General features: G+C 34.9%; 30 protein-coding genes and 1 riboswitch. Of the genes, 19 read left to right on the forward strand and 11 right to left on the reverse strand.

The genetic code is table 11. The features are described 5' to 3' along the window. Positions 1-76 precede the first annotated feature (76 nt). The 5 genes from KYI10_08135 (at position 77) to KYI10_08155 (ending at position 4,369) form a co-directional block, all read left to right on the forward strand. On the forward strand, positions 77-1,207 hold the full coding sequence (locus KYI10_08135; GenBank protein ID QYA32350.1) for a betaine/proline/choline family ABC transporter ATP-binding protein: 1,131 nt from the start codon (positions 77-79) through the stop codon (positions 1,205-1,207). 1 nt (position 1,208) lies between these two features. Next, positions 1,209-1,853, forward strand: coding sequence for an ABC transporter permease (locus tag KYI10_08140; GenBank protein QYA32351.1), 645 nt, complete (start codon positions 1,209-1,211; stop codon positions 1,851-1,853). Beyond that, positions 1,854-2,753, forward strand: a complete 900-nt coding sequence (locus tag KYI10_08145; protein ID QYA32352.1) for an osmoprotectant ABC transporter substrate-binding protein — start codon at positions 1,854-1,856, stop codon at positions 2,751-2,753. It abuts the gene before it with no gap. Further along, entirely contained in the window at positions 2,753-3,445 is a 693-nt protein-coding gene (locus KYI10_08150; GenBank protein QYA32353.1) for an ABC transporter permease, read from the forward strand. The genes KYI10_08145 and KYI10_08150 overlap by 1 nt, the downstream gene beginning before the upstream one ends. Positions 3,446-3,508: 63 nt before the next feature. Then, complete coding sequence (locus KYI10_08155; protein QYA32354.1) at positions 3,509-4,369, forward strand: DUF6612 family protein; 861 nt, start codon at positions 3,509-3,511, stop codon at positions 4,367-4,369. A 28-nt stretch (positions 4,370-4,397) separates the two neighbouring features. Here the strand turns inward: KYI10_08155 and KYI10_08160 are convergent, their stop codons facing one another. Then, positions 4,398-5,225, reverse strand: a complete 828-nt coding sequence (locus tag KYI10_08160) for an N-acetylglucosaminidase (GenBank protein QYA32355.1) — start codon at positions 5,223-5,225, stop codon at positions 4,398-4,400. Beyond that, entirely contained in the window at positions 5,226-5,417 is a 192-nt protein-coding gene (locus tag KYI10_08165) for a DUF6440 family protein (protein ID QYA33978.1), read from the reverse strand. Between the two features lie 160 nt (positions 5,418-5,577). Here KYI10_08165 and KYI10_08170 point away from each other — a divergent pair, with 160 nt between their 5' ends. Beyond that, a complete protein-coding gene (locus KYI10_08170) occupies positions 5,578-6,111 on the forward strand; it encodes a GNAT family N-acetyltransferase (GenBank protein ID QYA32356.1) in 534 nt (177 codons plus the stop codon). Between the two features lie 169 nt (positions 6,112-6,280). Here KYI10_08170 and KYI10_08175 read toward each other — a convergent pair whose 3' ends face one another. Both KYI10_08175 and KYI10_08180 read right to left on the reverse strand, forming a co-directional pair. After that, positions 6,281-8,536 (reverse strand): Ig-like domain-containing protein, encoded by a 2,256-nt coding sequence (locus KYI10_08175; GenBank protein ID QYA32357.1) that lies wholly within the window; start codon positions 8,534-8,536, stop codon positions 6,281-6,283. A 625-nt stretch (positions 8,537-9,161) separates the two neighbouring features. Continuing rightward, a complete protein-coding gene (locus KYI10_08180; protein QYA32358.1) occupies positions 9,162-9,869 on the reverse strand; it encodes a thermonuclease family protein in 708 nt (235 codons plus the stop codon). 214 nt (positions 9,870-10,083) lie between these two features. Between KYI10_08180 and KYI10_08185 the strand changes: the two genes are divergently transcribed. Together KYI10_08185 and KYI10_08190 are read left to right on the forward strand one after the other, a co-directional pair. Next, complete coding sequence (locus KYI10_08185) at positions 10,084-10,284, forward strand: hypothetical protein (protein QYA32359.1); 201 nt, start codon at positions 10,084-10,086, stop codon at positions 10,282-10,284. Continuing rightward, positions 10,281-10,529, forward strand: coding sequence for a hypothetical protein (locus KYI10_08190; GenBank protein QYA32360.1), 249 nt, complete (start codon positions 10,281-10,283; stop codon positions 10,527-10,529). Before KYI10_08185 ends, KYI10_08190 begins: the two co-directional genes overlap by 4 nt. 123 nt (positions 10,530-10,652) lie before the next feature. Here KYI10_08190 and KYI10_08195 read toward each other — a convergent pair whose 3' ends face one another. Then, complete coding sequence (locus KYI10_08195) at positions 10,653-11,183, reverse strand: hypothetical protein (protein ID QYA32361.1); 531 nt, start codon at positions 11,181-11,183, stop codon at positions 10,653-10,655. Positions 11,184-11,281: 98 nt separating this feature from the next. Continuing rightward, a riboswitch (SAM riboswitch) is annotated at positions 11,282-11,383 on the forward strand. A gap of 73 nt (positions 11,384-11,456) precedes the next feature. On the opposite strand from KYI10_08195, the gene KYI10_08200 reads away from it, so the two are divergent. After that, the gene (locus KYI10_08200; protein ID QYA32362.1) at positions 11,457-11,678 is read left to right on the forward strand and encodes a hypothetical protein; all 222 of its coding nucleotides are present in this window, start codon (positions 11,457-11,459) and stop codon (positions 11,676-11,678) included. A 66-nt stretch (positions 11,679-11,744) separates the two neighbouring features. Here KYI10_08200 and KYI10_08205 read toward each other — a convergent pair whose 3' ends face one another. Both KYI10_08205 and KYI10_08210 read right to left on the reverse strand, forming a co-directional pair. Beyond that, on the reverse strand, positions 11,745-12,896 hold the full coding sequence (locus KYI10_08205; protein ID QYA32363.1) for a zinc-dependent alcohol dehydrogenase: 1,152 nt from the start codon (positions 12,894-12,896) through the stop codon (positions 11,745-11,747). Positions 12,897-13,075: 179 nt separating this feature from the next. Then, positions 13,076-13,252, reverse strand: a complete 177-nt coding sequence (locus KYI10_08210) for a hypothetical protein (GenBank protein ID QYA32364.1) — start codon at positions 13,250-13,252, stop codon at positions 13,076-13,078. A 306-nt stretch (positions 13,253-13,558) separates the two neighbouring features. Here KYI10_08210 and KYI10_08215 point away from each other — a divergent pair, with 306 nt between their 5' ends. Then, positions 13,559-14,038, forward strand: a complete 480-nt coding sequence (locus tag KYI10_08215) for a hypothetical protein (GenBank protein ID QYA32365.1) — start codon at positions 13,559-13,561, stop codon at positions 14,036-14,038. A 9-nt stretch (positions 14,039-14,047) separates the two neighbouring features. Further along, positions 14,048-14,260, forward strand: a complete 213-nt coding sequence (locus tag KYI10_08220; GenBank protein ID QYA32366.1) for a helix-turn-helix transcriptional regulator — start codon at positions 14,048-14,050, stop codon at positions 14,258-14,260. 18 nt (positions 14,261-14,278) lie between these two features. On the opposite strand, the gene KYI10_08225 is transcribed toward KYI10_08220, so the two are convergent. Then, positions 14,279-14,779 carry a hypothetical protein gene (locus KYI10_08225; protein QYA32367.1) on the reverse strand — a complete coding sequence of 167 codons (501 nt, stop codon included), beginning with the start codon at positions 14,777-14,779 and terminating at the stop codon, positions 14,279-14,281. 788 nt (positions 14,780-15,567) lie between these two features. Here KYI10_08225 and merA point away from each other — a divergent pair. The 3 genes from merA to KYI10_08240 all read left to right on the forward strand — a co-directional run bounded on the left by merA (position 15,568) and on the right by KYI10_08240 (position 18,311). Continuing rightward, positions 15,568-16,890, forward strand: coding sequence for a hypothiocyanous acid reductase MerA (gene merA, locus KYI10_08230; protein ID QYA32368.1), 1,323 nt, complete (start codon positions 15,568-15,570; stop codon positions 16,888-16,890). A gap of 143 nt (positions 16,891-17,033) precedes the next feature. Beyond that, on the forward strand, positions 17,034-17,492 hold the full coding sequence (locus tag KYI10_08235) for an Rrf2 family transcriptional regulator (GenBank protein QYA33942.2): 459 nt from the start codon (positions 17,034-17,036) through the stop codon (positions 17,490-17,492). 384 nt (positions 17,493-17,876) lie between these two features. Beyond that, a complete protein-coding gene (locus KYI10_08240) occupies positions 17,877-18,311 on the forward strand; it encodes an Hsp20/alpha crystallin family protein (protein QYA32369.1) in 435 nt (144 codons plus the stop codon). A 173-nt stretch (positions 18,312-18,484) separates the two neighbouring features. Here the strand turns inward: KYI10_08240 and KYI10_08245 are convergent, their stop codons facing one another. Continuing rightward, the gene (locus KYI10_08245; protein ID QYA32370.1) at positions 18,485-18,721 is read right to left on the reverse strand and encodes a hypothetical protein; all 237 of its coding nucleotides are present in this window, start codon (positions 18,719-18,721) and stop codon (positions 18,485-18,487) included. Between the two features lie 260 nt (positions 18,722-18,981). Here KYI10_08245 and KYI10_08250 point away from each other — a divergent pair, with 260 nt between their 5' ends. The 3 genes from KYI10_08250 to KYI10_08260 all read left to right on the forward strand — a co-directional run bounded on the left by KYI10_08250 (position 18,982) and on the right by KYI10_08260 (position 20,972). After that, positions 18,982-19,203 (forward strand): helix-turn-helix transcriptional regulator, encoded by a 222-nt coding sequence (locus KYI10_08250; protein QYA32371.1) that lies wholly within the window; start codon positions 18,982-18,984, stop codon positions 19,201-19,203. Positions 19,204-19,267: 64 nt separating this feature from the next. Beyond that, positions 19,268-19,570, forward strand: coding sequence for a metalloregulator ArsR/SmtB family transcription factor (locus KYI10_08255; protein QYA32372.1), 303 nt, complete (start codon positions 19,268-19,270; stop codon positions 19,568-19,570). Between the two features lie 67 nt (positions 19,571-19,637). Then, complete coding sequence (locus tag KYI10_08260; GenBank protein ID QYA32373.1) at positions 19,638-20,972, forward strand: NtaA/DmoA family FMN-dependent monooxygenase; 1,335 nt, start codon at positions 19,638-19,640, stop codon at positions 20,970-20,972. A gap of 130 nt (positions 20,973-21,102) precedes the next feature. Here the strand turns inward: KYI10_08260 and KYI10_08265 are convergent, their stop codons facing one another. Next, positions 21,103-21,225 (reverse strand): DUF3139 domain-containing protein, encoded by a 123-nt coding sequence (locus KYI10_08265; GenBank protein QYA32374.1) that lies wholly within the window; start codon positions 21,223-21,225, stop codon positions 21,103-21,105. 309 nt (positions 21,226-21,534) lie between these two features. On the opposite strand from KYI10_08265, the gene KYI10_08270 reads away from it, so the two are divergent. Further along, complete coding sequence (locus KYI10_08270; protein QYA32375.1) at positions 21,535-21,927, forward strand: (deoxy)nucleoside triphosphate pyrophosphohydrolase; 393 nt, start codon at positions 21,535-21,537, stop codon at positions 21,925-21,927. Here KYI10_08270 and KYI10_08275 read toward each other — a convergent pair. Beyond that, positions 21,924-25,088, reverse strand: a complete 3,165-nt coding sequence (locus KYI10_08275) for a DUF3427 domain-containing protein (protein QYA32376.1) — start codon at positions 25,086-25,088, stop codon at positions 21,924-21,926. The genes KYI10_08270 and KYI10_08275 overlap by 4 nt on opposite strands. 121 nt (positions 25,089-25,209) lie before the next feature. Here KYI10_08275 and KYI10_08280 point away from each other — a divergent pair, with 121 nt between their 5' ends. After that, positions 25,210-25,995 (forward strand): putative hydro-lyase, encoded by a 786-nt coding sequence (locus KYI10_08280; protein QYA32377.1) that lies wholly within the window; start codon positions 25,210-25,212, stop codon positions 25,993-25,995. Positions 25,996-26,190: the final 195 nt, after the last annotated feature.

Here is a 26,190-nt window from a genome sequence, read left to right on the forward strand (position 1 = left end):
GTAAACAAACTTATAGTATATAATTTTTATATTTATATAAGACTTATTCACAAAAAATATTTTATGAGGTGAAGACATGTTAGAAATGAATAACGTCTCGAAAGTTTATAAAGGCGGTAAAAAAGCAGTATCAGATTTAAATATTTCAATCAAGCAAGGAGAGTTTATCGCGTTCATCGGTACGAGCGGCTCTGGTAAGACAACTGCGATGCGTATGATCAACCGTATGATTGAGCCAACTAGCGGGACGATCACTCTGGACGGGAAGAATATCAAAGAACTGAACCCCGTACAGCTTCGCCGTAAAATCGGCTACGTCATCCAGCAGATTGGATTACTGCCTCATATGACTATTCGTGACAACATCACGCTTGTACCGAAATTGCTGAAATGGTCAGAAGTGGACAAGAACAAGAAAGCTGAAGAACTGATTCAGCTCGTCGATCTTCCATTATCCTATCTTGACCTCTATCCCTCTCAGCTCTCAGGTGGACAACAGCAACGTATCGGTGTCGTACGTGCACTTGCTGCAGATCAGGATATCATTCTGATGGACGAACCTTTTGGTGCACTGGATCCACTTACACGTGATACTTTGCAGGATCTAGTGAAAGAGCTACAGGTCAAATTCAATAAGACTTTCATCATGGTCACGCATGATATGGACGAGGCTATCAAATTAGCAGATCGCATCGTCATTATGAGTAATGGTGAAGTCGTACAGCTTGATACACCGAACAATATATTAAGACGTCCAGCAAATGATTTTGTGCGCGATTTCATCGGCGAAAACCGTCTGATCCAGACGACGCCTAACGTTAAAACAGTTGATGAAGCAATGGTCAAACCCATCTCTGTTACAGCTGAGAAGTCAATAGGTGAAGCGATACAGATTATGCGTGAGCGTCGTGTAGATACATTGCTCATCACAGACAATGATAATGTCTTAGTCGGCTACGTCGACATTGAAGACTTATCTGAAGCAGCAAAGAAATCATTAAGCCTGTCTCGCATCATGAACCATAATGTCTATTTCGTGCGTTCTGGTGTGTATCTTCAAGATACAGTGCGTACCATCCTTAAGCGTAATATTCGTCTTATCCCAGTGCTTGATAAGCACGATAGACTGCTCGGCGTCATTACTCGTGCCAACTTAGTAGATATCGTCTATGACACTATCTGGGGCGAAGAGTTAGAGGAGGTATAATATGTTAGCATTCTTACAGGAAAACCAGGCCGAACTACTCGAGAAGACGTGGGAGCATATCTCCATTTCACTGCTCAGCCTACTTGCAGCAATCATCGTTGCAGTACCGCTCGGCATTGTGCTGACAAAATCTGATAAGCTAGCAAAGGTTGTACTCTCTATAACGAGCGTGCTACAAACCGTACCTTCGCTAGCGATACTTGCGATGATGATCCCCTTCTTTGGGATAGGTACACTACCCGCTGTTATCGCACTGTTTCTCTATGTGCTGCTTCCGATACTCAATAACACTTATCTCGGCATACAGTCTGTTAACAAAAATGCACGAGAAGCAGGTCGTGCAATGGGCATGACTCAGAACCAGCTATTACGTATGGTTGAGCTACCGCTTGCAGTCCCGGTCATTATGAGCGGTATCAGACTTTCTGCTGTCTATGCCATTAGTTGGGCGACGCTTGCTTCATATATTGGCGCCGGGGGACTTGGAGACTTTATCTTTAATGGGCTCAATCTCTACCAGCCGAAACTGATTATCGCGGGTGCTGTCGTTGTAACACTTCTCGCGCTCGTTACAGACTTCGCATTAGCATATATAGAAAAGATTACGACCCCACGTGGATTAGTTGTGTCGAAGGGGGAAAAATAAATGAAGAAATTACTCATACTATTATCCTGTCTACTCGTGCTTAGCGGCTGTGGACAGAACACCCAAAAAGAAACTGTCAAGATCGCCTCAGTATATACGACCGAAAGTCAGATCCTTGCGAACATGATCAAGCTTCTTATAGAAAAAGAGACCGATCATCCTGTAGAACTGATCAATAACCTCGGTTCAGGAACAGTAGTACACCAGGCGATGATGCGTGGCGATGCAAACGTCTCTTCTGCCCGTTATACCGGCACAGATTTAACAGGTCCACTCGGTAAAGAGCCGATCACAGATCCAGACAAAGCAAGAAGTGTTGTCGTCAAAGGGTTCGAAGAAATGTTTGACCAGCACTACTTTGATTCTTACGGCTTCGAGAATACATACGCTTTCATGGTGACAAAAGAGACAGCGAAGAAGTATAACCTGAAGACAGTCAGTGATATGAAAAAAGTTGCACAAAACTTACGTGCTGGCGTAGATTCATCGTGGATGAAACGTAAAGGTGATGGGTTTGATGCATTCAAAAAAACTTACGGCTTTGACTTTAAAGACACTAAGCCGATGCAGATTGGACTTGTCTATGAGGCAGTGAATGCAGGCAAGATGGACGTCGTCCTTGGATATACAACGGATGGACGTATCCAGAGTTATAACCTTGTCGTACTAAAAGATGACCTGCAGTTCTTCCCCCCTTATGATGCGAATCCAGTGGCGACTAATGAACTACTTAAGAAAGATCCAAAGATTAAAAAGCTGCTAGAATCGATGAAAGATCAGATTTCAACAGAACAAATGCAAAAGCTCAACTATGAAGTTGATAATAACCTGAAAGAACCTGCAGTAGTAGCAGAAGCCTACTTAAAATCACATAATTACTTCAAAGGAGGTGCGAAATAATGGAGAATCTTAATACATTCGAACAGTTCATCCATTACTTCCAGGATAATGCAGGATACGTCTTCCAGCTTTTCCTTGGGCACTTTCTAATCAGTATATACGGTGTACTGCTAGCAGCTATAGTAGGAATACCGATCGGTATATGGATCGCCAGACATAGACGTCTTGTAACACCTGTAATCTCGATTGCGAATATCATACAAACAATCCCTGCCATCGCTTTACTTGCACTACTCATGCTGGCGATGGGGCTTGGTAAGAAGACTGTGATCATGGCCGTATTCCTCTATGCCTTATTGCCTATTATTAAGAACACATATACAGGTCTCAAAGCGGTTGACGAACATATCGTTGATGCTGGCCGTGGCATGGGGATGACAAAACGCCAACTGCTGACCATGGTAGAGTTACCCCTCAGCCTCTCAGTCATCATCGCAGGTATCCGTATCGCGCTCGTTATCGCAATCGGAGTCACTGCTATCGGCTCATTTATCGGGGCACAAAGCTTAGGTGACATCATCATCCGCGGAACAAACGCCACAGATGGTACATCAATCATCCTGGCCGGTGCGTTACCGACTGCGCTGATGGCTGTGCTTGCAGACATTATACTGGGTCTTATCGAACGTAGACTGGACCCGACAAAACGCAAGAAATTAAGTCAGACTGCACCGAGTGCAGAGAACGAGTAGTTATTATGAACCCCAATATAATTATGGTACTCTAAGGTTAATTAAATCAATCGGAGGAATTTTATGAAATCTAAACAGTTATTATCACTATTACTCGGTTCTACCTTGATCTTTACTGCTTGCGGACAAGATACAAAGAAAACAGAAGATACTAAATCTGAAGAAAAGAAAGCTGAAACCTCTACTGAATCTAAATCTTCTGAAACAGCATCTGAAAATAAAGCAACCGAAGTTAAAGATGCAGAAGCATTAGTTATAAAGGCTCAGGAAAAAGGGAAAACTATAAAAAGTTACCATGCAAACCTTGATACACAGTTAAAATCAGGTAGTGATACAAGCAATGTAAAGATGGAAATGTCTGTAGATGATGCAAACAAGACTAAGATCAGTACAGATATGCAGAATCGATCGATGGATATGTATATATTCGATAAGAAAGTCATTATTACGCAAGATGGTCAGAACTATATCGATGCTACGAGTGTAATGGAAGATCAAGTAAAGAATCAGCTTGATCAGCTTGATTATAACTCAGCGCTTAAAACACTAGACGCCTATAAAGATGGTGAGTTCAAATCAGTAGACAATGGCTACGAAATCACTAAGTCATTTAAAGGTCTCGATGAATATAAAAAACTCAGTGAAGCAACGGATTCAGAGGATGCCGTTAAAGCACTTGAAGGTCAGTTAAAGGATATTGATGGGAAAGCAACTATCACATTTGATAGAGACTTGATGATGACTAAGACAATTACTGATATTAATATGACAGTGAAAGATAAGAAGATGAACACGAAGACAACAGCAACATATGATAAGTACAATCAAGTAAAAGCAATTGAAATTCCAGAAGGTGCGAAGAATGCACAATCTATCGAAGAACTACAAAAATCTGAAGAAACTTCAACTGAAAAAGCATCATAAAGATAATCCAGACGATTAATCGTCTGGATTATTCTTTATATTCATAAGTTGTAAAGTATTTTCCTTTAAGCTTCAGCTTCTTATAATCGTCTGCAATGCTGCGTGCATTATGATGTGCCCATCTGACGTCTGTTGCATACTGGTGATGTCCTGGATTTACAGGGTTAAAGCGCATACCATATAATGTGGCCTGTGCTTCATCATTTAAGAACTCTGTCTTGATAAACTTTGCCCCACCGACTATTGCTTTTTCTGGTGTGTCCCAACCATGTCTAAATGCATATTTAGCCGCTTCATTCACAGGATCATGGTCGTAGGCTCCGATACCAAAGAAATTATAATATTTCTTATTCCCTTTACCAACCCTTCCTTTGGCGTCAACAGCGACACCTTTGGCAAGCTTACTCTTACCCTTACCTGTTTCCAGTAGTGCATGGTTGATCAGATAGATCTCGTTAACATCATGCAGCCTGGAAGCTCTTGCGAAACTTGTTCCTTCGTTATTAAGAATCTCCTTGCCTTTTAACAGCTTATCCAATGTGGCGGGATGAATCTTCTGCGTCTTACTCAGATTTAAGAACTGATATTGCTGGGCGCTGTCGTCTTTTAATTTATCGATATTCATATACGTGTCAATCTGTTTACGTGTAGCAGCTTTCCATACGACTCCATTTGAATACATCGCCTGTGCTTTCATCTGTTTATCAAGTGCTTCTTTATAAGTATGCGACACATCAATGTGACAATTTTTAAGTGCATTGTCTTCTGTCTTCTCACTGATCATAAGCGCGATAAACCCTAAAATAATCGTAGCGCATAACCCCAGTCCAACTAATGATTTATTCTTATCATTCATCTATTTATAACCATCAGCAAGTAGCGGCTTCCCGTCTTTGTCGACCAATACTGTCATACCTCCCATCGCCGAAAATAGATATTGTACACCTGTTTGTTCATCGACGACAATATAATTAGACATCATCTTAGATGGTTTACCAGATGCAGCGTTATAGTTAGTAAATCGTTTTTCCTCTTTATTCCCAAACATATAAATCACCCTTTAATATTTAATTACTTTAGATTACCCTCTTAAAGGATAGAATAACATTTAACAGCGACACTGTAGCTATAAAATCTCTTATGTGATTACAAATTTACTTCTTCCTTTCTGTTAATGTATAATCATAAAAAAGAAGGAGGGATGTCAATTGCCAGAACTTCAGCTCGTAAAACCGTCAATTGAATACAAGACAGACATCATGCGATATCGTGCAGATTTCGTAGTAAATAATGAGATCATTCATGGTTCATCGTCACTTCATAATTTTGATACCTTTGATCACTGGTTTGAACGTCTTCAAGATGAGGAGATTCTAGATCGACTCCCAGAAGGATTTGTACCTTCTACACAATTTCTATGTATCAATGAAGATCAGAAGATTGTGGGTATGATTCATATCAGACATTATTTAAATGACTATTTAAATAATGTCGGGGGGCATATCGGTTATTCAGTAAGACCTGATGAAAGACGACAAGGTATTGCAAAATGGATGTTGCATCAAGCACTGTTATTCCTTGAAACTAAAGGTGTGAAAAAGGCCCTTGTGACTTGTGACCATAATAATATTGCCAGTAAGAACACCATTCTAGCTTGTGGTGGCATCTGTGAGAATAGCATACATGATACACATGATGATATTGATGTAGACCGTTACTGGATCAATATACAAAAACTTTAGCATTCATTAATATAACTCATAAAAAACTCAACACACTCCTGTAATCACTTCGTCAGCTTCAAGTTCACTTTCTTATTCTAGTCCTCCTACAATGAAAAAGGTAGATAACTCAAAGTTATCTACCTTATATACTTATCTGTCCCTTAATCGAAAGTATATTAAATCTTTTTTATTTTGTTTTACGTTTGATTAAGAATAAACCAAGAATCATCATTAATAGTGATAAAAACTCTTTTTTATAATCTTGATCTTCACCTGTTAAAGGTAGCGCTTTAGTCTCATTATCCTTAGCAACAGAATCTGTATTGATAATAAGATCTTTCTTTTGTCCAGTAATGCTCACACCCAGAGCAGGTTCAGGATTAAATACAAGAAACTTCTGATCAACAGACGGTGTTACTTGCTCTGCTGTCTCCTCTTTCGGTGTTAAAACTTCTTCTGATACAAGAGGTTCATCAGGTTCGATTACTGATGCTGTGTCCTCCTCAGGAACAGGAATTTGTGGAATCTGATTATCAGTATCTATATCCTCTTTCGGTGTTAAAACTTCTTCTGGTACAAGAGGTTCATCAGATTCGATTACTGATGCTGTGTCCTCCTCAGGAACAGGAATTTGTGGAATCTGATTATCATTTGTTGGTACTTCTGTCGTTGGTGCTTCTGTTGTTGGTGCTTCTGTCGTCGGTGCTTCTGTCGTCGGTGCTTCTGTCGTCGGTACTTCCGTTGTCGGCGCTTCCGTTGTCGGTACTTCTGTTGTTGGTACTTCTGTTGTCGGCGCTTCTGTTGTCGGCGCTTCTGTTGTTGGTGCTTCTGTTGTTGGTGCTTCTGTTGTTGGTGCTTCTGTCGTCGGTGCTTCTGTCGTCGGTGCTTCTGTCGTCGGTGCTTCTGTCGTCGGTGCTTCTGTCGTCGGTGCTTCTGTCGTCGGTGCTTCCGTTGTCGGCGCTTCCGTTGTCGGTGCTTCTGTCGTCGGCGCTTCCGTTGTTGGTACTTCTGTCGTCGGTGCTTCTGTTGTCGGCGCTTCTGTTGTCGGCGCTTCTGTCGTTGGTACTTCTGTCGTTGGTGCTTCCGTTGTCGGTGCTTCTGTCGTTGGTGCTTCTGTTGTCGGTATTTCTGTCGTTGGCGCTTCTGTTGTTGGTGCTTCCGTTGTTGGTTCTTCAGTTGTTGGTTCTAGTTCTTCTTTAATATTTGTAATCTCATGTATAACTTCTGCTTGATTTCTGAAGTCGAGCACAATTTCCTGCGTATCCCCACTTACGTCTGCTTTATATCCATCTGGAAATACAATCTCTTTAACTGAATATGTGCCACCTTTAATTTCGTTAAACGAGAGTTGTCCGTTGTCATCCGTCGTACCTTCAGCAACAACCTCCTCTGCTTTGTTCGTAAGCGAGAACTTTGCACCTGCTAAGGGAGTCTTATTGCCTTCTTTATCTACTCCAACTTTGTTGATCGTCAGCTTACCATTATATTTCGCTAGCTCTCCTTCAATATTTCCTCCGGCGCTAATATTTTTAACAGTGGCATTACTTACTTCATTTTGTTGCACGCCATTCTTATCAATGTAATTGGTTGTAGCTCCATTACTAAATTCGTCTAATGAGCTATCAACAATCTTTGTATTGTAATATACCATCAGCTGCGTGTAATTCGGCTGATTGAAGCGAATATTGAAGCTATCTTTATTGATATACACTTCTCCGTATTGAGCCTCAAAATCTGCTTTTGACAAAGAGATAGTTGACTGACCCTTCGTGGTTACTGTGAACTGAAACGAATCTACATCATATGCCTGACCTTCGCCTAACTTATCTGTTATCATAGCAGGATCCCCTTGACGGAAATAATCCTGCTTATTGTTGAAGCGAATCGCCCAGCTCACTTGATTAGGAGCATCGGGCAGAATCTGGCCGCCTTTAAAGAAAGTTTCGTTGGAGACGCCTGCTTCTCCATATACTGGATTGTCAACTGTGATTGACTTTGTAATTGCAGTGTTACCAAAGTTTAAGTTCTTTTGTTTCGTGCCTTGCTCATCATCATTAAATTCAGTCGTGAAATAGAACTGGCCTTTAATGTTTGTGAGATCCTTTACGTTTTCATTGAATGTGCATGAAATATTATTTGTAGTGACATTACAATTTCCTAGAACTTTACCATCAGCGTTTGAAAGGTTCATACTCGTTTCAAATCCTTTCAGTTCATCCGGCAACTGAACAAGCATCATATCTCCTGGTTCAATCTTTCTACCTGACGCATCAAAATCCACTGTAATTTTAACACGATCTCGATTTGTGAATGTAGTTTTTTCATTTTCTATCTTGATATCTTTTATTATATTTTGAGTTAAATCTTGAGCTAACGTTACATTTGGAGTTGCCAAAGATATAATCATGGACAATACAACAAAAATAAACAATATTTTTTTCATTTTAAATCTTCCCCTACTCATTTTTTGAACACTATTTGAATTATACAAAAAAAATAAATAAAAACAAGAAAAAATTCACAAAATATAGAAATATACTTTACCTATTTTTAATTATTACAAAAAGGAAGTTATTATATAATAAAACTTCAAACTCTTTAAAATCTAATAAAACTCTTTAATAAGGGTTTATAATAGGTTTTTTACATATATTTTTGTTATATTCACATAATAAAAATATATGTAATTATACTCTAAAAATTTTGCTATTTTGTGACATAAATCACTGTATTTTGTGAATGTTTTCATACGGTGAATTTTTATAATGAAACTTTCGAGAGTATATTGTCTTTTTTATTCTCTAAAAACACATTGTATAAATAGAACAATTATACTTATAACACATTGTTTCTATATAGAAGTCGAAGTCACAAATGATTAACTAAACTTAAAACGTCTTACAGATTTCCTGTAAGACGTAGTTTATTAGTATTGTTATAAAACAAAGATATGGCGCGCTTCGTCTACGACCTACTAAAAAAGCGGAAGAATTTCCTGTAGTAGCTCACATTCTATAATATTCTTCAATTCTGATTGTACAAAAAAAGCAATCCCATCAGGATTGCTTTTAGTTATTCTTCATCCATGGCTGGTATGCTACGTTTGATGCTTCACAAGCGAGTTTGTCTTTATCACGATCATGTTTCTTGTTATAAGAGATATGATGAATTGTCACGCCATATGGATAGTATTTTTTCATTGCCGTACAATTTTTAAATGTCTTCGGTGCACCTTTACGATATTTTGAAGTTGGATAACCAGCTTTTGTTGTAGGCTGTTTCGCAACTGGTTTTGCAGCTGGCTTTGGTGCTGGTTTTGGTGCTTGTTTAACGACGGGCTTCTTCGGATTATAGATAAATCCTTCACCACGTGTATTCACATACCCAGGAATCGACCAGATACGAAGTTTCTTAGCCTTCGCAACCGACTCGGTTTTCTTAAGTGCATTTAGATAATACTTCTGAGAATAGACGTAGCCTATACGTGCATATCCTGAACGTACCATTTCATCATTGACTAAACGATTGTTGGCATATAGATATACAAGATGACGGCCATAACGGTCTGTCTTTTGATTGTTATCATACTGCATCGAAAGATTCGCATAACGTAAGTAGCTATCCAAATACTTCCCCGCTTCTACCGCATATGGCTGGACAGGTTTCTTTGGATCCTTCGATTCAGGTGTATCAATAAGCAACAAACGAAGTGTGATTGCTTTATTACCTTGCTTAACGCGTACAGTATCACCATCAACTACTGATACAAACTTCACCGGAATTTTCTTTTAAATGGCGTGTGATTGAGTAGCTGGGTAAAAAGAAAACAATAATAATAAAATAGTAAAAATTTTAATACGCTTCATTTTTTCCTCCAGAATAATTTATTTTACTATTATTATAATCAACTTGTACGAAAAAGATAGACTAAAATTTAATATTTTTTATTTTTTTGTTAAAATATAGAAAATACTGTTAGGAGGCTTCATAATGGCGATTAAAGTCTTATTCTTGTTCAACTTTATTATCATACCCATCGTTTGGGTCGCTGGCAGCTTGATATTTGCAGCGATAGGAAATAGAAGTTTATCAGAAGCATATGTCGATGGGCTCGGTGTATGTGCATTTTACTACTTCTTCTTAAGCGTGTTTGTATATATATTCTATATTAGAAAGAAGGTTCCGGAATGATTGAAGAGCAAAAGAAAAATAAAATTGAAATGGTACAAAATATATTCCTAGGGTTATTAGGACTTGGTTTAATAATTAAAATATTTATCCCTGTATTTGAATATGTTATGGACATTGCAGCAGTTGGTTTAGTGACTACACTGCTTTATAAAGCAACGCTGGAAAAACATACAGGTAAAGCCTTTTTATATTCATTGCTGTTACTTTTAATATTTATATTAATATTTACACAACGTATGAATTAAAATAACCATCCCATAAATTATTTATGGGATGGTTATTTTTCACATATATCCACGCAATAATGCCAGACACGATATAGAGTACAATTATACTCTATGCGATTATAATTTTAATTGTCTTATTCGTTACTTACCATACCACTCTGCTTCCGATATCACTTCATTTATATCGAAGTCGTGTGCATATTCTCGTTCAAACTCACGCTTGATCCATTCAATGACTGATGTATCTTCAGAGATGATATCAATATAGAATGGACTGAGTCTAATGAAAGTCTGCTCGTTATACAAATAACTGATAAATGGATGGTTTTCTTTAACTTTCGTATATTTGATATAGTTTACCGCATCTGATTGACTCAGATGATTAATATTCGCCATCATCACTACTAGATCATAGTGCTTCTGTTCTATCTTATATTCCTGATAATTTGAAATATTCAATACTGTCCATAACCTGAAATTACATTTATTGTAGGCACTTGATAAATATAATAAATTAACATCTCCACCAAAGATATGACCCACTAATCTTCGATATTTAAAATACGTTAAACGCGATTCGTAAAACCTCACGCGATGTTGATTCTTAAACTGCATGAATGGCGACAACTGTTTATTTAAAATATCATATCCAGCACTAATAATAGATGACATGGTGTCACTCCTTCCACTATAATCCATATTTTAATAATATATATATTTTTCAACTTTAGCAAAGTATGTTATAATAAATATACAAAAAAATAGCTCGTATCTTATTTAGAGTAGGTGGAGGGACTTGGCCCTATGAAACCTCAGCAGCAGGCTTATGCACTGTGCTAATTCCAACAAGATGTAATCTTGAAAGATAAGAAGTTCTTAACAAAGCTCTTCTTACTTTAAGATGAGCTTATTTTTATTGTAATCATTTTATAAGGAGTGTTTTGTATGAGAACAAGAGCAGATGTATTAGCAGAATTGTATGAGGTAAGAAAGAGAAAGCCGAATTCCTATGCTTCTAATATGCATAAGGTCGGCAAGATCAATGAGCTGGAACGTGAACTTAGAGAAATCGAAACAGAGCACCAGCTTCCTTCCGTCAGTAAAGAACGAGAGAAGAAAATAGAGTTTGTCGTAGAGGGCCTAAAGATTACGATAGAGCATATATAGAAAAAGGAAATCTCAGTGATTGATCATCACTGAGATTTCCTTCTATATTTAAACGCTTGCTATCATCTATTCAGGCTTAAGTATAACTTTGATATTGTTGTCTTTCTTCTTATCGAATACTTTATAAGCTTCATCAGCTTTTTCTAGCGGGAAAGTATGGGTGATGATCTCTGTAGGATCAAATACTTCGTCTTTAATCATCTGATAGAGTTTAGGCATCAAGTGAATTACAGGTGCTTGTCCACTTGTCACCCTAACGTTACGGTTAAAGATCAGATCAAGCGGGAAATTATCTGCAGGAGTACCGTAGATTCCGGTAAGCTGGATTGTACCAAATTTTCTTACAGATTCAGCAGCTGTAATGATCGGGCTAATTGTGCCACGTTGCTGAGAACGTCTTGATAACTTCGGTTCTGGACTTGATTGTTGCCCGTCCATACCTACACAGTCAATGACAACATCTGCGCCACCTTGTGTCTTTTCTTTAAGCAACTTTCCAATTTCTTTCTCTTCATCAAAGTTATACACTTCAGCACCGTTATACTTTTTCGCATGATCAAGACGGTGTTGTACATTATCGATTGCAATAACTCTTTCAGCACCTTTTAATTTTGCGAACTTCTGTGCCATTAATCCAATAGGACCACAACCTAACACAATTACAGTGTCTCCTGGTTTAACGCCTGCATGTTCTACACTCCAGTATGCAGTAGGTGCAACGTCTGATAAGAATAATACCTGCTCATCCTTTAAGTTATTATCTGGTACCTTAAATGAAGAGAAGTCAGCATGTGGTACTCTTAAATACTCTGCCTGTCCACCCCAATGATTGCCATGAAGGTTACCGAAACCAAATAATCCGCCGTTATCTAACTTCCAGTTAGCAGGCGTCTCATTAGAATTATCACATTGAGATTCCATGTCATGCTGACAGTAGAAACATTCACCACAGCCAATATTAAAAGGAATAACGACACGATCACCCTTCTTCAGGTTCTTTACATCCTTACCTACTTCTTCGACAATCCCCATAGGTTCATGTCCGATAACAAAACCAGGTTCCATGAATAAGTCACCTTGGTGATATAAATGTAAATCTGATCCACAAATACCTGAAGCTGTTATCTTAATAATCGCATCAGTGGATTCGATAATCTTAGCATCTTCGACTTCTTTCGTTACCATCTTCTTGTGTCCTTGATAAGTTACTGCTTTCATATATAGAAACCCCCATCTAGTACAAATTTTGAATCTGTTACTATATACCTCTTTTACATATTTCAAAACATGTATTTTATGAAAGTGTATGCCTAAGCAAGCATACAATAGAAGAGAGACGGTGGCGGAGTAAGTAAGAAAATTTAAAAGTAAGGATTACTGTTACTATCATAATATCTTTATTTCTTTAAATTCCTAGCATCATTAAAATCCGCTCCACCAAAGGCCGCTTTTTCATAAGTTTCGTCTTCTCTCCCCTTTAGACCCGGTGCATCAAAATCAGTATTACCCGTGCGGCCAGCAGGATTATGTTCACCATGGTGCTTTGGTGGCCAGTTATTATTTCTCTCGGTCATAATATTTTCTCCTTTGCATTTAAAATTTAAATTTCATATATTGTATTGAAAGTAAAAATTAAAACACAAATTGTAACTATCCTATATTTATTACATTAAAATAAATTTCATATTATACGATAATTTTCAATCTACAACAATGATTTATCAGCCATTTGTACAGTCCACCTAAATAGATAGTCCCATAAAAATATTCCCGCTTTCGATATCACATATATAATTTTTTATCGAAAAACAATAAATTTATTGTTTTTCGATAAATATAATGTTATATTTTTATTGATAAACGATAAAGGAGAGATTTTAATGAATAAAAGTATCACATCTTTAAAGTTCACAAAGTACTTTGTAATTTTAGCATTTATTGTCACACTACTTACTTCTATAGTGACGATTTCAGAATTCTTCTCAAATTCAATTAGTAATGATCTATGGCATTTTTCAAATCGAGGTTTATATTACTTTGGAATCTATATTATTCAATGCATAATTTTATTAATGATTTTAATATTCACTTTTCAACTTATGCAAAAAGTGGATATTGCAGATTATTTTAATACAATCAATCATGATAAATTAATGCTCATTGCGATATTAACGATTGGCTATGGAGGTCTTAACTTAGCTAAGAAATATCTTAATGCATCTGTAGAATATTCAACATTATTAAATACTACAGTAGAAACAAATCTGTTATTATTTATTTTAGGTATAGTAATTCTTTCTTCACTATTTATATACGAAGAATCAAAAAAAATTAAAGAAGAAAACGACTTAACAATATAGGTGTATACTATGATCAAAATAAAGTTAGATGAAGTATTAAAAGAGCGAGGTGTTTCTTTAACTGAATTATCAAAGGCGGTTGATGTTACAATCGCAAATCTATCCATATTAAAGACTGGAAAAGCAAAGGCAGTTCGTTTTAGCACTTTAGAAGCAATATGCGACTATCTTGATTGTCAGCCTGGTGATATTATTGTCAATGAAAAGAAGGTATCTGAGTAATTTTCAGATACCTTCTTTTCATTTCTTATATATGACAACGCCCCGATCATCATAGGGGTAGTAAAATATATCTTCATCTAAATTTGTAATTATTGTTAAAACAGATGCTTTTCTAAAGGTTTGAGATTCATACGCAAAATCTTGATAACAAATATCTTTAACTAATTTTTGTAAATTCAAATCACGTTTGTTAATAATATATGCATATTGATGACAATTATCACTTAGTTCATTATGATAGAGACTAAAATTAAATCGTTCAAATTGCTTAAAATACTTTATTAAATTTAAACGATAATACCTATCTTTATATGCAACACAAAATATTATCTTTATCTGTTCAACATCTTTGAATAAAACATGAAAATAATCCGCCATTTCAAATCTTACCTGTTCAAATACAGCGTGATTGAGTTTATCATTATCTATAAAACGACTTTGATTTTTTACGAGTTCAATATGTTCGAAATCTAAATTTTGTTCGATAATATCTCTGGACATAAGTTGATAGTAATCCATAAAGCCTCCAATGCCTGTTATGTTATTACATATATATTAATTTGAATCAATTTTAAGTTGGAGATTTCCTATGCGCAAACTAGAGGTTGTCCCGTATAATTCTGACGAGACATAATATCCTAGAATAAAAGTAAAACTATTATATATACTATATGCATTAGCTAATGAATTAAACTTTTCTATCGATTTATTTTCCTAACATTATATTCTTTAATAATAATTAAAACTATTATGAAAAACACTAAAAAGGGAATAACATTATTAGATATTTCATACCATTCCCACACATTTCCTGTAGTTAAATAGCTCATTAAAAATTGAATGAGTATAATACTGAAAAATCCTCCTAAACCAGTGTAAACAACATCTTTATTTGTTTTCATACTTAATAAACATTCCTTTATATTTTTATATATAATTATAAACACATTTGTTAAAATATCACAATTTTATTTTTTGAATATTAACTCCTCTTACATTACTTCTCTATGTTCTATAAAAGCTTCTGCCAATGCCTATATATGTTCCTTATACTTTAAACTTCTATCCTCCCTATACAATGTAAAAATTTGAATAGAAGCTAAATTACAATTATCATCTAATTTATCATTTTTATTAAAATACACTGGAATTAGAAAGTGCAGGCAATTCACAGAGATGAGTTTTTAGTTGAATTTAAAGAACTTATATGTTTAAATGTAACCATTAAAGTTACATTTAAACAATGGATTATCATCAAAATATTTATTTTTGATTTACATGAACTTACTTATTGACGGAGGGATAAAATGAAAAATTATGATTTATTAATTTTAGGTTTTGGTAAAGGTGGTAAAACACTCGCAAAAGCAGCTTCATCTCTAGGAAAAAAAGTGGCAGTTGTTGAGCAGTCAAAAAAAATGTATGGTGGCACATGTATCAATATCGGATGTATACCATCTAAAACATTGGTACACGAAGGTTTACATCATAAATCATTCAATCAGGCATTTGAGCGCAAGGACGAAGTTGTATCTGCCCTTAATGAAAAAAATTATCATAATTTAGCAGATGATGAAAATATAACAATATTAGATTACACGGCTAAATTTAAATCCAATACTGAAGTATATTTATTAGATAATCAAGATAACGTTGTAGATACATTAACAGCAGACAAAATTGTCATAAATACCGGTGCAACTCCTGTTATTCCTGATATTCAGGGGATTAAAGAATCGAAATACTTATATGATTCCACAGGAATTATGAATCTAAGCAAACAACCGAAACGACTAATCATTATCGGTGGCGGCTATATTTCATTGGAATTTGCTTCTATGTTTTCTAATTTCGGCACAGAAGTTACCGTGTTAGAAGCTAGTGACAAACTAATGGTAAAAGAAGATGAGGAAATCGTATCACATGTAATTAAAGATTTAGAGGATAAGGGTATAAAATTCGAGCTTAGTGTTCAAACCAAAAAATTTGAAGATAAAGATAATTATACAGTCGTCAAAACAAACAAAGGAGACTTTGAAGCTGATGCGGTACTGCTTGCAGTTGGCAGAACACCAAACACAGATTTAAATTTAGAAAATACAGATATTACATTAGGAGAACGCGGAGAAATAAAAGTTAACAGTCAGTTACAAACATCTGTTGAAGATATCTATGCTATTGGAGATGTTAAAGGTGGAATGCAATTCACTTATATTTCACTAGATGATTTTAGAATTGTTAAAGATAAATTATACGGTACAGGTACCCGTACTACTGAAAATAGAGGTGCTGTACCCTATACTGTATTTATAGATCCACCTCTATCTCGTGTGGGATTGACTGCTAAAGAAGCAAAGGATAGAGGCTATAATATTAAAGTAGGCAGACTTCCAGTAAATAGTATACCGCGCCATAAAGTTAACGATGATGCTAGAGGTTTATTCAAAGTTGTGATAGATGAAACAACTAATAAAATACTTGGCGCTACATTATATGGTTCTCAATCCGAGGAGATCATTAATATAATAAAGTTAGCAATTGATCAAAACCTTGATTATTCAGTTTTAAGAGATAATATATATACTCACCCAACCATGATTGAGTCGTTTAATGATCTATTCAATGTTTAATTTATAATTGATTATCAAATCAATAGCATCAAAAATTCCCATTTCCTGAACAAGTGTTATGATGAATCCTCTACGCTTAATCACAGGATTTTCCCGTGGAAATATATTATTTGAATGTAGATAGCGTTAAATGAAAAAAAGAGGTGGCTTTTATCAATCAACAGTTTAATATAGCTATTCATGTATTAGTATTTCTAGGTAAACATAGTAATGAACAGTTCTCGAGCCTGGAGCTATGTGAATCAGTCTGTGTACATCCTGTTCAGTTACGCAAGGTGATGCGTTTATTAAGTTTTAACAAATTAGTAGAAACAAGATACGGTAAAAAAGGTGGGTATAGAGCTATAGATGATTGTTTAAATATATCCTTAGCTAAATTATTCATGATATTTAGAGATGTAGATAATGACACTCGTATTTTTACTGGAAAAGAAGATAGTGACTGTAAAATATCAAGAAGTATGAGAACAACAATGTATAATTTTTCTGTAAAAGAATACGATCTATTAAAAGAATATTACAAAAATATTTATATAGGAGATATATTAGCAGATATCAATGAGGACAATACTAATGAAAAAAAGAATTTAATCCATAGTTAATTGACTAAATTCTATAGAGTTATTCCCATTGGTTTTGGAGTTTGTCATATAACATAATTTTAGTGTGATATAAACACACTAAAATTATGAATAAAAATTACACAAAAACTATTGACCTTTTTTGACCAATTTGATATAAATATAAGTGTAAGATATATAGTTTGTTTAGGAGGCGATTATATGACATTAAATCTTAATCAAATTAATCATCAAGGCGGTGCACAAACGCACAAACGGTGTTAGTTTTAAACATGCATTGAATGACCCTATGAATTTTGTTGAGTTTGAAACACATAATAGCTGGAATGAGTACCTCAAATCTTTGGAACTGATTAAATCAATTAATTTAAAAGTAAAATAAAAAATTACAAGGAGTGGTTTTCTATGGCTTATGAATTAGATCGTTTTAATAACAGTTTATTAGATATGACACCAAGCTCATTATTCAGAGATTTTAGCAAGCAATTCTTTAATACTCTACCAGATATGCAAAGTATGAAGACTGACATCGAAGAAAAAGATGATCAATATGAAATGACAGTCGAATTACCTGGTTATACAAAGGACTCACTTGATATTTCGTATAATAATGGTTATCTAACAATCAAAGCAGAAAATAACATTATAAATGAATCAACAGATGAAGAAGGTAAGATGATCCAGAAAGAAAGATCATACAGCAACATGCAACGTGCGTATGCACTAAGTAATGTCGATAGCGACAATATCCAAGCTTCCTTTAAAGACGGTGTCTTAAAAATAACATTACCTAAGATAGAAAAGACTATTAAAAAGTCAATTGAAATTAAAGAAGGATAGTTTTTAAAGGAAGTTTAGTTAAAATAACATGTAAACATCACTGAGAACATAATTCTCGGTGATGTTTTTTTGTATACAATTTCTAGATAACTGCATTCCTCTTGTGGCTATAGTTAAGGATAAATAGTAACTTCTGCTTAGCGAATTCACTTAGTCTCCCACCCTGCTTAAAACTAAGCCGTACCATCCAGGAAAGCAGTGACAAACAGCTCCCCTTTGCGCGTAACAGAGATGCGCATAGACGGAGATAGTTCTGTACCGATGAAATAATCGATGTGCAGTTCGATCATACACAGTTCAACAAGGAGACTAATAAGCTCAATATCCATCTGTGCGTTGAAGTAATTACGGTGTACATTGGATTTCATTTCAATTAATAGCATATGTATGTGATGCAGCGTATCGTCCATGGATGTCCTCCCTATGCCGTGGTGTAATTTTATAATATTTCGGTTGTTGAAATATAAGTAAGAAGTTGCGAATTTGGAAAGTTTTCACTAAATCATATGTATGCACGATATAATGATTTATTGTGAATAAAAAACATACACATAATAAACCTTATATTATATAACAAATGAAATGTATTGCGTCATTTATTGCCAACATCGCAACTATCCCCAAACACATAACAAATATTGATACTTTCACGTAAAGTGAAGGTGATCAGATGGACAATATTACAGTTGCTGAGGCACTAAGGTGGCATAGAGAGAACCTAGACTATAGTGCGAAGGAAGTTGCCGCGCATATCAATGTGACCCCGTCGATCTATTCGAAGATTGAAAGCGGCAATCGCCTCGTGACGGTCCCAGAGTTTAAGCGTATAGCAGAATTGTTTGGCATGACGATGGAAGAACTATGTGTAATACCAAGCAGAAAGAAGAGATAGGTTCCCTATCTCTTTTTTTGAGCCTATAAATTGACGCATCGTGAATTCACGATATAATAACACTATGGAAAATGTAAAAATATTAAAAGCGCTAGCTCACCCTACGCGCCTACACATCTTGTCGCTCTTAAAATCGCCAGCGCAGTCATTTACTGCTTGTAACAATCTAGATAAAGATGCAGTGGGCATCTGTGTGCAAGAAATGACAATCGTTTTAAATATTTCTCAGTCGACGACATCACAGCACCTTTCAATATTGCACGATGCCGGCCTCTTAACTTCAACAAAGATCGGGAAATATACTTACTTTAAAAGGAATGAAACGATAATCCAGCAGTTCGCTGATTTTGTCTCAAAAGAAATATAGCATGTCTATATTTTTTTAATCAACATATCGTCAAATGACGATATATAAAAATATTAAGGAGCTTACGATGAAAAATACAAATAAACAAATGCTATTAGGTTTAGGATTTACAGGTGCTTTCGGAGCAAACGCGAAAGCCTGGAAAAGCGAAGGTGTTGATATTCACACATATCCCGATATTCAAGCCGATATTCGCTATGCCCAAATGGCCGAGCAAGGAAAGTTTCAATTTATCTTCGTCGGAGATTTCCCAGGAGCTGTGCCAAATGATCATGCACAAGTCCCTTCAATGTCATTAGAACCTATCATCACATCTACAGCAATCTTACAACAGACAAAGCATATCGGGGTGGCATCTACAGTCCATACCCAGTGGAATTATCCATATACAGTAGCACGTCAGTTTAAAGGAATCGATCTGATGAGCGGGGGTCGTATAGCATGGAATGCCGTGACAGGTTCTAGTCAGGATGTTGCAGATAACTTCGGCGTAAACTTGATGGACAGAAAATCAAGATACGAAAATCATTATGAATTCGTTGAAGCCGTTCAACAATTCTGGGGAACTTGGGGTGAAGATGCACTGAAAGCAGATAAAGCTTCAGGCGTGTTTGCAGATTACAGAAAAGTAAACCCTGCTTATATTTCAGGAAAACATGTACAAGCAAATGGTGCCCTCGCCATCCCCCCTTCTCCACAAGGACAACCGGTGATCTTCCACTCTGGAGGATCACCAGACAGCATTGCTTTTGCTGGACGATATGCAAGCGCAATGATTGGTGAAGTGTGGACAATCGAGCAAGGTGTGGCAACGCGCAATGCGCTAAGACAAGCGGCGATAGATGCCGGAAGAAATCCAGATGAAATTAAATTCATCGCAGGACTCATGCCCGTCATCGCAGACTCTAGACGTGAAGCACTGGATAGACACGCTAGCTTCATGGATGAAAATATCGTGCAGCAACGTGCTTACCATATCGGAATGGTGTTAGGAATCAGATTAACACCAGCTGACCTAGAAAGACCAATCTCTAAAGAACTATTAGACACAGTTGTGATCGATAGCTACTCTGACCCACGTATCGAGAACGTACTGAAAGTCGCACGAGAAGGATGGACATTACGCGATATCATCTATCATTCCGTTATCGACTATCACCCAGCAACGCTAGGCGATGCCAAAGAGACAGCTGACTTCTTAACTGAATGGTTTGAATCAGGCGCAGCAGATGGCTTCTGGATACTACCTGATGCCTATGAGACAGACTTCAAACGATTCGTAGACGAAGTCGTACCAATCCTCCAAGCACGTGACGTCTTCCATAAAGACTATGAAGGCGCGACATTACGCGAGAATATGGACATCCCGTATCAATATGGATTAGATGAAAGATTGAGATAGAAATGACAAAGAGACAGCCTTGATTAGGACTGTCTCTTCTTAATTTTCGATATCACTTCGAATACTTACCTCGTTCTTCACTATGTTTACCATATGCAATAGATAAAACTTTATCCTTCACATCTCTCATTCACATTTCATATTCTAAACCTGGTTCATCTTTAAAGACAATCTCTTCGTAAAATTTATTCAATTTCAAATCATAATGCGTTTCTCGTGTTTTCACTTCTTCTATTGCTTCTCTTTTTTTCAAGGAATTTATCTACTGTTTGATGTAAAGTGAAACGTTCATATGCGATATATCCACCAATACCTATAGCTATTATAATAAATGCTGAAACCATGAATAATAGAATTTTCTTCATATACACACCTACTTTCAAAAATGAGTTTATCTTTTACGTTTTTTCTCAAAAATTAAAACGAAAAAGTCAATGATATGCATAAATAAAGTTGAAATTAATTGCATAACACCCTCTCCCCTTCGTAATAATTACCATAGTTAATATTTCACTTTATTTTTGTTAAAATATTAATAAATAACTAGGATTGGATGATATTAATGAAAAAGTATATTAAAGTTGTCGGCGCTGTAATTGTAAAAGACGGTAAAATCTTATGTGCTCAAAGAAATGAACATACATCGCTACCTCTAATGTGGGAATTCCCAGGTGGAAAAATTGAAGGGAATGAAACATCAGAAGAGGCATTGATACGTGAATTGATGGAAGAAATGCAATGTGAGATCTCTGTTGGTAAGAAAATTGTAACAACTGTGCACGAATATGACTTTGCAACTATAGAATTAACAACATTCTATGCTGAAATGTTAAATGACCAGATTGTATTAGAAGAACACGTTGATATGAAATGGTTAACGCCAAGTGAATTAGATACAATTAAATGGGCGCCTGCTGATGTTGAAGCAGTGAAAAAAATAATGAAGAACGCTTAATAGCGTACTTCATTATTTACAGTGAATTCATTAAGTAATTTCATTGGAATTTCTTTTTTTAAGTTCCATTCGATAGAAATGGGCTTATTCCCTGACGCACTTACAAATTCTAATTCCCCTACGTAGTAAAATGGCATTACTACTCCTTCTTCTTTCTTTTCTCTTCTAACAAACAAATGAACTTTCTTATTATTTTTTACATGATGTATTAAATTTTGTCCTGTTGGAGAACTCTGACTTGTTTGATTTTGAGATTGCCAATGAAACTTAGAATTATTAATAAAATAATCTTGATAGTTTAACTTATTTTCTTTCGCTTCTTCATCCTTAAATAAATTAACAAATAAATAATAGTTACCTTTATACTGCAGAACTCCTTCACGTAATGAATCAATTGCCTTATTATATCCAATTAAAGCTAGAACATCTGTCCTCTTATACTGCTCATACAAATATAAATCTATTTCTCTATTAATTAATTTAGGCTCAAATTCTTTCTTGTATGTAAAAAATCCATATTGTAGATAATCTTTTAATATCAACCTTACATCATCATCAACTTTAAAATTTTTATCTAGAGTTATTTCGTAATTTGTTAAATGTAAAAAAGGTTGTTTTTTATACTTTAATTTTGTTAACCTTTCGATAGAATATTCTATCTTTTCAATAGATGATTTATCTAATTCAATTGAAAGCATTTCTTTAAATAAATATTTTATATTTTTTGTAGATGATTTATTATTTATAAGTACATCTAATAAAATTATATAATCAAAAATTCTTCTTAAAGGTAATATTTTCGTTACTTCATTAAATATAAATGTATAAAAGCTATCATTATTTATTTTATCATCAATTACAGATTGAGATTTTATTGATTTATTTAATTGTGACAAGTTATTATAGCTTCCGCTAAAAACAGTAAACAGATCGGGCGCATTCTCAAAATTATAAAAATCTAATATATTTAATGTGTAGTCATTATCTCTTTGAATTATTCTTACTTCTTCAAGAAATGATTTAACTATCCTTTTAATATTTTCTGCACTATAAAATGTTGTATTATCTATATTTTTTAAAATGTCTTCTTTAGATTTATAATCTAATTCAATATGCACTTGGTTCGATAAGTTATTAAAATTGTTTTCAACTATAGATTTCAACTTACCTCTTCCCATAAAAGTAGGATCACCAGATAATGCTATCGGTACGAGATAATTCTTTCGATCATTTGTAACAAAATCAAGTACAGTTAAATATTCTTTATTTGCATATGTTCTCAAGCCTCTTCCTAATTGTTGCGTAAATATTATTGAAGATTCAGTTGGTCTCAAGAATAGAATTAAATTAATTTGAGGGATATCTACACCTTCATTAAATAGATCAACTGTAAAAATGATTTCCAATGAATTTTTATTAGACTGTAAATCATTTATTGCTTCTTGACGTTCTTCATCAGTATTATTACCAGTTAATATAGTTGAATAATATCCTCTTTTTTTAAATTCCTCATTCATATATTGTGCATGTACTATATTTTGACAAAATCCTATTGCTTTCATCGGACCGCTTAAAGTAAATTGATTCATTTTCTTAATAATAAATTCTACACGTTTATTAGTACTTAGCTTTTTCGTGATTTCTTCTACACTAATTCCATCTCTATCTGCCAAATCGACTGTATCATCACTTATACCGTAGTATTGAAACGGAACTAGTAATTCACTTTCTAAGGCGTGTTTCAATCTAACATCACTAATAACGTTGTATTCTGCTAGTTCGTAAACATCTCCACCATCTGTTCTTTCAGGAGTAGCAGTTAAACCTAATAAAAATCGTGGTGAAAAATGATTGATAACTTTCATATAGTTACTAGCTGTTGCATGATGAAACTCATCAATTATTATTATGTCAAAAGTCTCAGGTTCCATTTTTCCAATATCTTTGACAAGTGTTTTTATAGAAGCGAAGGTATATTTTTTGATTATTCTTTGCTCACCTTTATATTTGGCAAACTCATCATCTTTTTGATCATTAAATATTTTTTTAAAAGTTTTCATACCACTTTCTAATAACTCATTACGATGAGCAATAAATAGTACATTTCTTGGATTAAGTTTTTGTGCAGCCATTGCGGATAAATAAGTTTTTCCTGTCCCTGTAGCAGCAATAGCAATTCCACGTTTATGACCTTTATCAATTGATATTAGTAGATTTTTAATGGCTTCTTTCTGCATAGAGTTTGGTTGAATTATATTATTATTCGTTTTCTTTATGTTGAATGACTGGCTAATTGGATATATTACTTTGTTTACTTCAATAAAGTTTTCATATTTTGAAATCAATTCATCACTTAACTTAACAACTTTATCTGAATTCCATAAAATATCATATCTTTCTTGAGTGCTTATATACACAGAATCACTAGCTTTCTCATAAGTTCTAATATTCCATTCCTCACCTGTTTTTAAAGCAGCTTTTGTAATGTTAGATGAACCTACTATCACTGAGTTCATATTATTCTTTCTATGAAATAAATAAGCTTTCGTATGGAAACTATCATCAATTTTTGAACTTTGATAAATTTTCACATCGATATTTTTATACTCTAATAATTTTCTTAAAGCTTCTGGCTGTGTAACATTCATATATGTTGATGTTATTATTCTCCCTTTTATTCCTAATTCTCTTAAAATATTAAGCGTATTAACTAACATATTAAGACCTGAACCTCTAATAAAACTAACAATTATATCAAAACTGTCACATGTAAGTAACTCATTCTTTAACTGATCTATCATATAATTATAAGTGTTATGATCGTTGGTAATTAGTTTTGTTTCTAATAATGAAAAGTTTTTTCGAATTTCATATTTATATTTTTCTAATTTCTTATCTCCGATTAAAGAAATTTGAAATGGAAACCTATCATACTTAGTATTTGATATCTTTGTTATATATTTAGAAAAATTATTATAGTTAATTTTAAGTTCTTCACTTAAATCTCTATACATTTCTAATTCATTTTTATTTAAAAAATACTTAACCGAATCTTCTTTAGAAAGATTATTTTTATGTAGTAATACGTCTTTTGAAAATAAATTATAATTTTCTAAACTTTCATAAATATATGTGTGATTACTGTTATTTAAATATTTCATTTTATCCCCCTTGATGAATAGATACTAATATTTTAATATAATTTAAATAAGTTATTTAATTTTTCAGATATTAAAAGTTTTTATACACTTATTATAAACTATTCACAAAGGGGATTTTACTATGAATTTACAATCTGCTCTACCATCTGAAATTCGCGCTTTGATTCGCGACAACAAACTCATCCAGCATACGTCTGGCATGGCTAAGGGGTACATCCAGGCGAATGTTGTGATATTGCCTGAACGTTATGCTTATGATTTCCTTAAGTTCTGTTACCGTAATCCAAAGTCTTGTCCTTTACTTGATATTACTGAGGTTGGGGAATTTTCTTTTCCGAAGTATGGTCCTGGTGCGGATATTCGTACGGATGTGGGTGAATACTATGTCTACCGTGATGGCGTGCATGTTGAGACGCGTCATGATATTAAAGATTTATATCGCGACGATATGGTAGCTTTCATTATTGGCTGTAGCTTTACATTTGAACATGCATTGCTTGATGCTGATATTCCCGTGCGTCATATAGAGGAAGGTCATAATGTGCCGATGTATATTACGAATATTCCTACTGAACAAAGTGGTGTCTTCCACGGACCTACAACAGTGAGCATGCGTCCGATGACAATGGCTCAGGCGATTCGAGCGTCTGAGATTACAACGCATTTCAAAGGTGCACATGGTGCTCCGCTTCATATCGGCGATCCTGCTGCAATCGGCATCAAAGATATTAATAACCCTGACTTCGGGGAAGCTGTAGAGATACGCGACGGCGAGGTTCCTGTATTCTGGGGATGCGGCGTAACACCTCAGTCAGTGTGTCTGAATGTTAAGCCTGAAATGATGATTACTCATGCACCAGGATATATGTTTATCACGGATATTAAAGAAAGTGAATTGTTGTATTAAAATAAGAGAAACTCATCACTAATTGTGGTGGGTTTCTCTATTTTTGAAATTGGCGTCGTGCCAAATTCGCGTATGTTTTCTGCCTTGAAATTGGCGCCGTGCCAAATTCATGCTCATTTTCCGCCTTGAAATTGGCGCCGTGCCAATTTCACGCTCATTTTCCGCTTCGAAATTGTCCCCATGCCAAATTCACGC

It is taken from the genome of Macrococcus sp. 19Msa1099 (genome assembly GCA_019357535.2).
Taxonomy (GTDB): domain Bacteria; phylum Bacillota; class Bacilli; order Staphylococcales; family Staphylococcaceae; genus Macrococcoides; species Macrococcoides psychrotolerans.

What these genes read in the sequence shown, in the direction of transcription:
- KYI10_08135 (QYA32350.1), top strand. Translation starts at nt 77, where the DNA reads ATGTTAGAAATGAATAACGTCTCGAAAGTTTATAAAGGCGGTAAAAAA.
- KYI10_08140 (QYA32351.1), top strand. Translation starts at nt 1,209, where the DNA reads ATGTTAGCATTCTTACAGGAAAACCAGGCCGAACTACTCGAGAAGACG.
- KYI10_08145 (QYA32352.1), top strand. Translation starts at nt 1,854, where the DNA reads ATGAAGAAATTACTCATACTATTATCCTGTCTACTCGTGCTTAGCGGC.
- KYI10_08150 (QYA32353.1), top strand. Translation starts at nt 2,753, where the DNA reads ATGGAGAATCTTAATACATTCGAACAGTTCATCCATTACTTCCAGGAT.
- KYI10_08155 (QYA32354.1), top strand. Translation starts at nt 3,509, where the DNA reads ATGAAATCTAAACAGTTATTATCACTATTACTCGGTTCTACCTTGATC.
- KYI10_08160 (QYA32355.1), bottom strand. Translation starts at nt 5,225, where the DNA reads ATGAATGATAAGAATAAATCATTAGTTGGACTGGGGTTATGCGCTACG.
- KYI10_08165 (QYA33978.1), bottom strand. Translation starts at nt 5,417, where the DNA reads ATGTTTGGGAATAAAGAGGAAAAACGATTTACTAACTATAACGCTGCA.
- KYI10_08175 (QYA32357.1), bottom strand. Translation starts at nt 8,536, where the DNA reads ATGAAAAAAATATTGTTTATTTTTGTTGTATTGTCCATGATTATATCT.
- KYI10_08185 (QYA32359.1), top strand. Translation starts at nt 10,084, where the DNA reads ATGGCGATTAAAGTCTTATTCTTGTTCAACTTTATTATCATACCCATC.
- KYI10_08190 (QYA32360.1), top strand. Translation starts at nt 10,281, where the DNA reads ATGATTGAAGAGCAAAAGAAAAATAAAATTGAAATGGTACAAAATATA.
- KYI10_08195 (QYA32361.1), bottom strand. Translation starts at nt 11,183, where the DNA reads ATGTCATCTATTATTAGTGCTGGATATGATATTTTAAATAAACAGTTG.
- KYI10_08200 (QYA32362.1), top strand. Translation starts at nt 11,457, where the DNA reads ATGAGAACAAGAGCAGATGTATTAGCAGAATTGTATGAGGTAAGAAAG.
- KYI10_08205 (QYA32363.1), bottom strand. Translation starts at nt 12,896, where the DNA reads ATGAAAGCAGTAACTTATCAAGGACACAAGAAGATGGTAACGAAAGAA.
- KYI10_08210 (QYA32364.1), bottom strand. Translation starts at nt 13,252, where the DNA reads ATGACCGAGAGAAATAATAACTGGCCACCAAAGCACCATGGTGAACAT.
- KYI10_08215 (QYA32365.1), top strand. Translation starts at nt 13,559, where the DNA reads ATGAATAAAAGTATCACATCTTTAAAGTTCACAAAGTACTTTGTAATT.
- KYI10_08220 (QYA32366.1), top strand. Translation starts at nt 14,048, where the DNA reads ATGATCAAAATAAAGTTAGATGAAGTATTAAAAGAGCGAGGTGTTTCT.
- KYI10_08225 (QYA32367.1), bottom strand. Translation starts at nt 14,779, where the DNA reads ATGGATTACTATCAACTTATGTCCAGAGATATTATCGAACAAAATTTA.
- merA (QYA32368.1), top strand. Translation starts at nt 15,568, where the DNA reads ATGAAAAATTATGATTTATTAATTTTAGGTTTTGGTAAAGGTGGTAAA.
- KYI10_08240 (QYA32369.1), top strand. Translation starts at nt 17,877, where the DNA reads ATGGCTTATGAATTAGATCGTTTTAATAACAGTTTATTAGATATGACA.
- KYI10_08245 (QYA32370.1), bottom strand. Translation starts at nt 18,721, where the DNA reads ATGGACGATACGCTGCATCACATACATATGCTATTAATTGAAATGAAA.
- KYI10_08250 (QYA32371.1), top strand. Translation starts at nt 18,982, where the DNA reads ATGGACAATATTACAGTTGCTGAGGCACTAAGGTGGCATAGAGAGAAC.
- KYI10_08255 (QYA32372.1), top strand. Translation starts at nt 19,268, where the DNA reads ATGGAAAATGTAAAAATATTAAAAGCGCTAGCTCACCCTACGCGCCTA.
- KYI10_08260 (QYA32373.1), top strand. Translation starts at nt 19,638, where the DNA reads ATGAAAAATACAAATAAACAAATGCTATTAGGTTTAGGATTTACAGGT.
- KYI10_08270 (QYA32375.1), top strand. Translation starts at nt 21,535, where the DNA reads ATGAAAAAGTATATTAAAGTTGTCGGCGCTGTAATTGTAAAAGACGGT.
- KYI10_08275 (QYA32376.1), bottom strand. Translation starts at nt 25,088, where the DNA reads ATGAAATATTTAAATAACAGTAATCACACATATATTTATGAAAGTTTA.
- KYI10_08280 (QYA32377.1), top strand. Translation starts at nt 25,210, where the DNA reads ATGAATTTACAATCTGCTCTACCATCTGAAATTCGCGCTTTGATTCGC.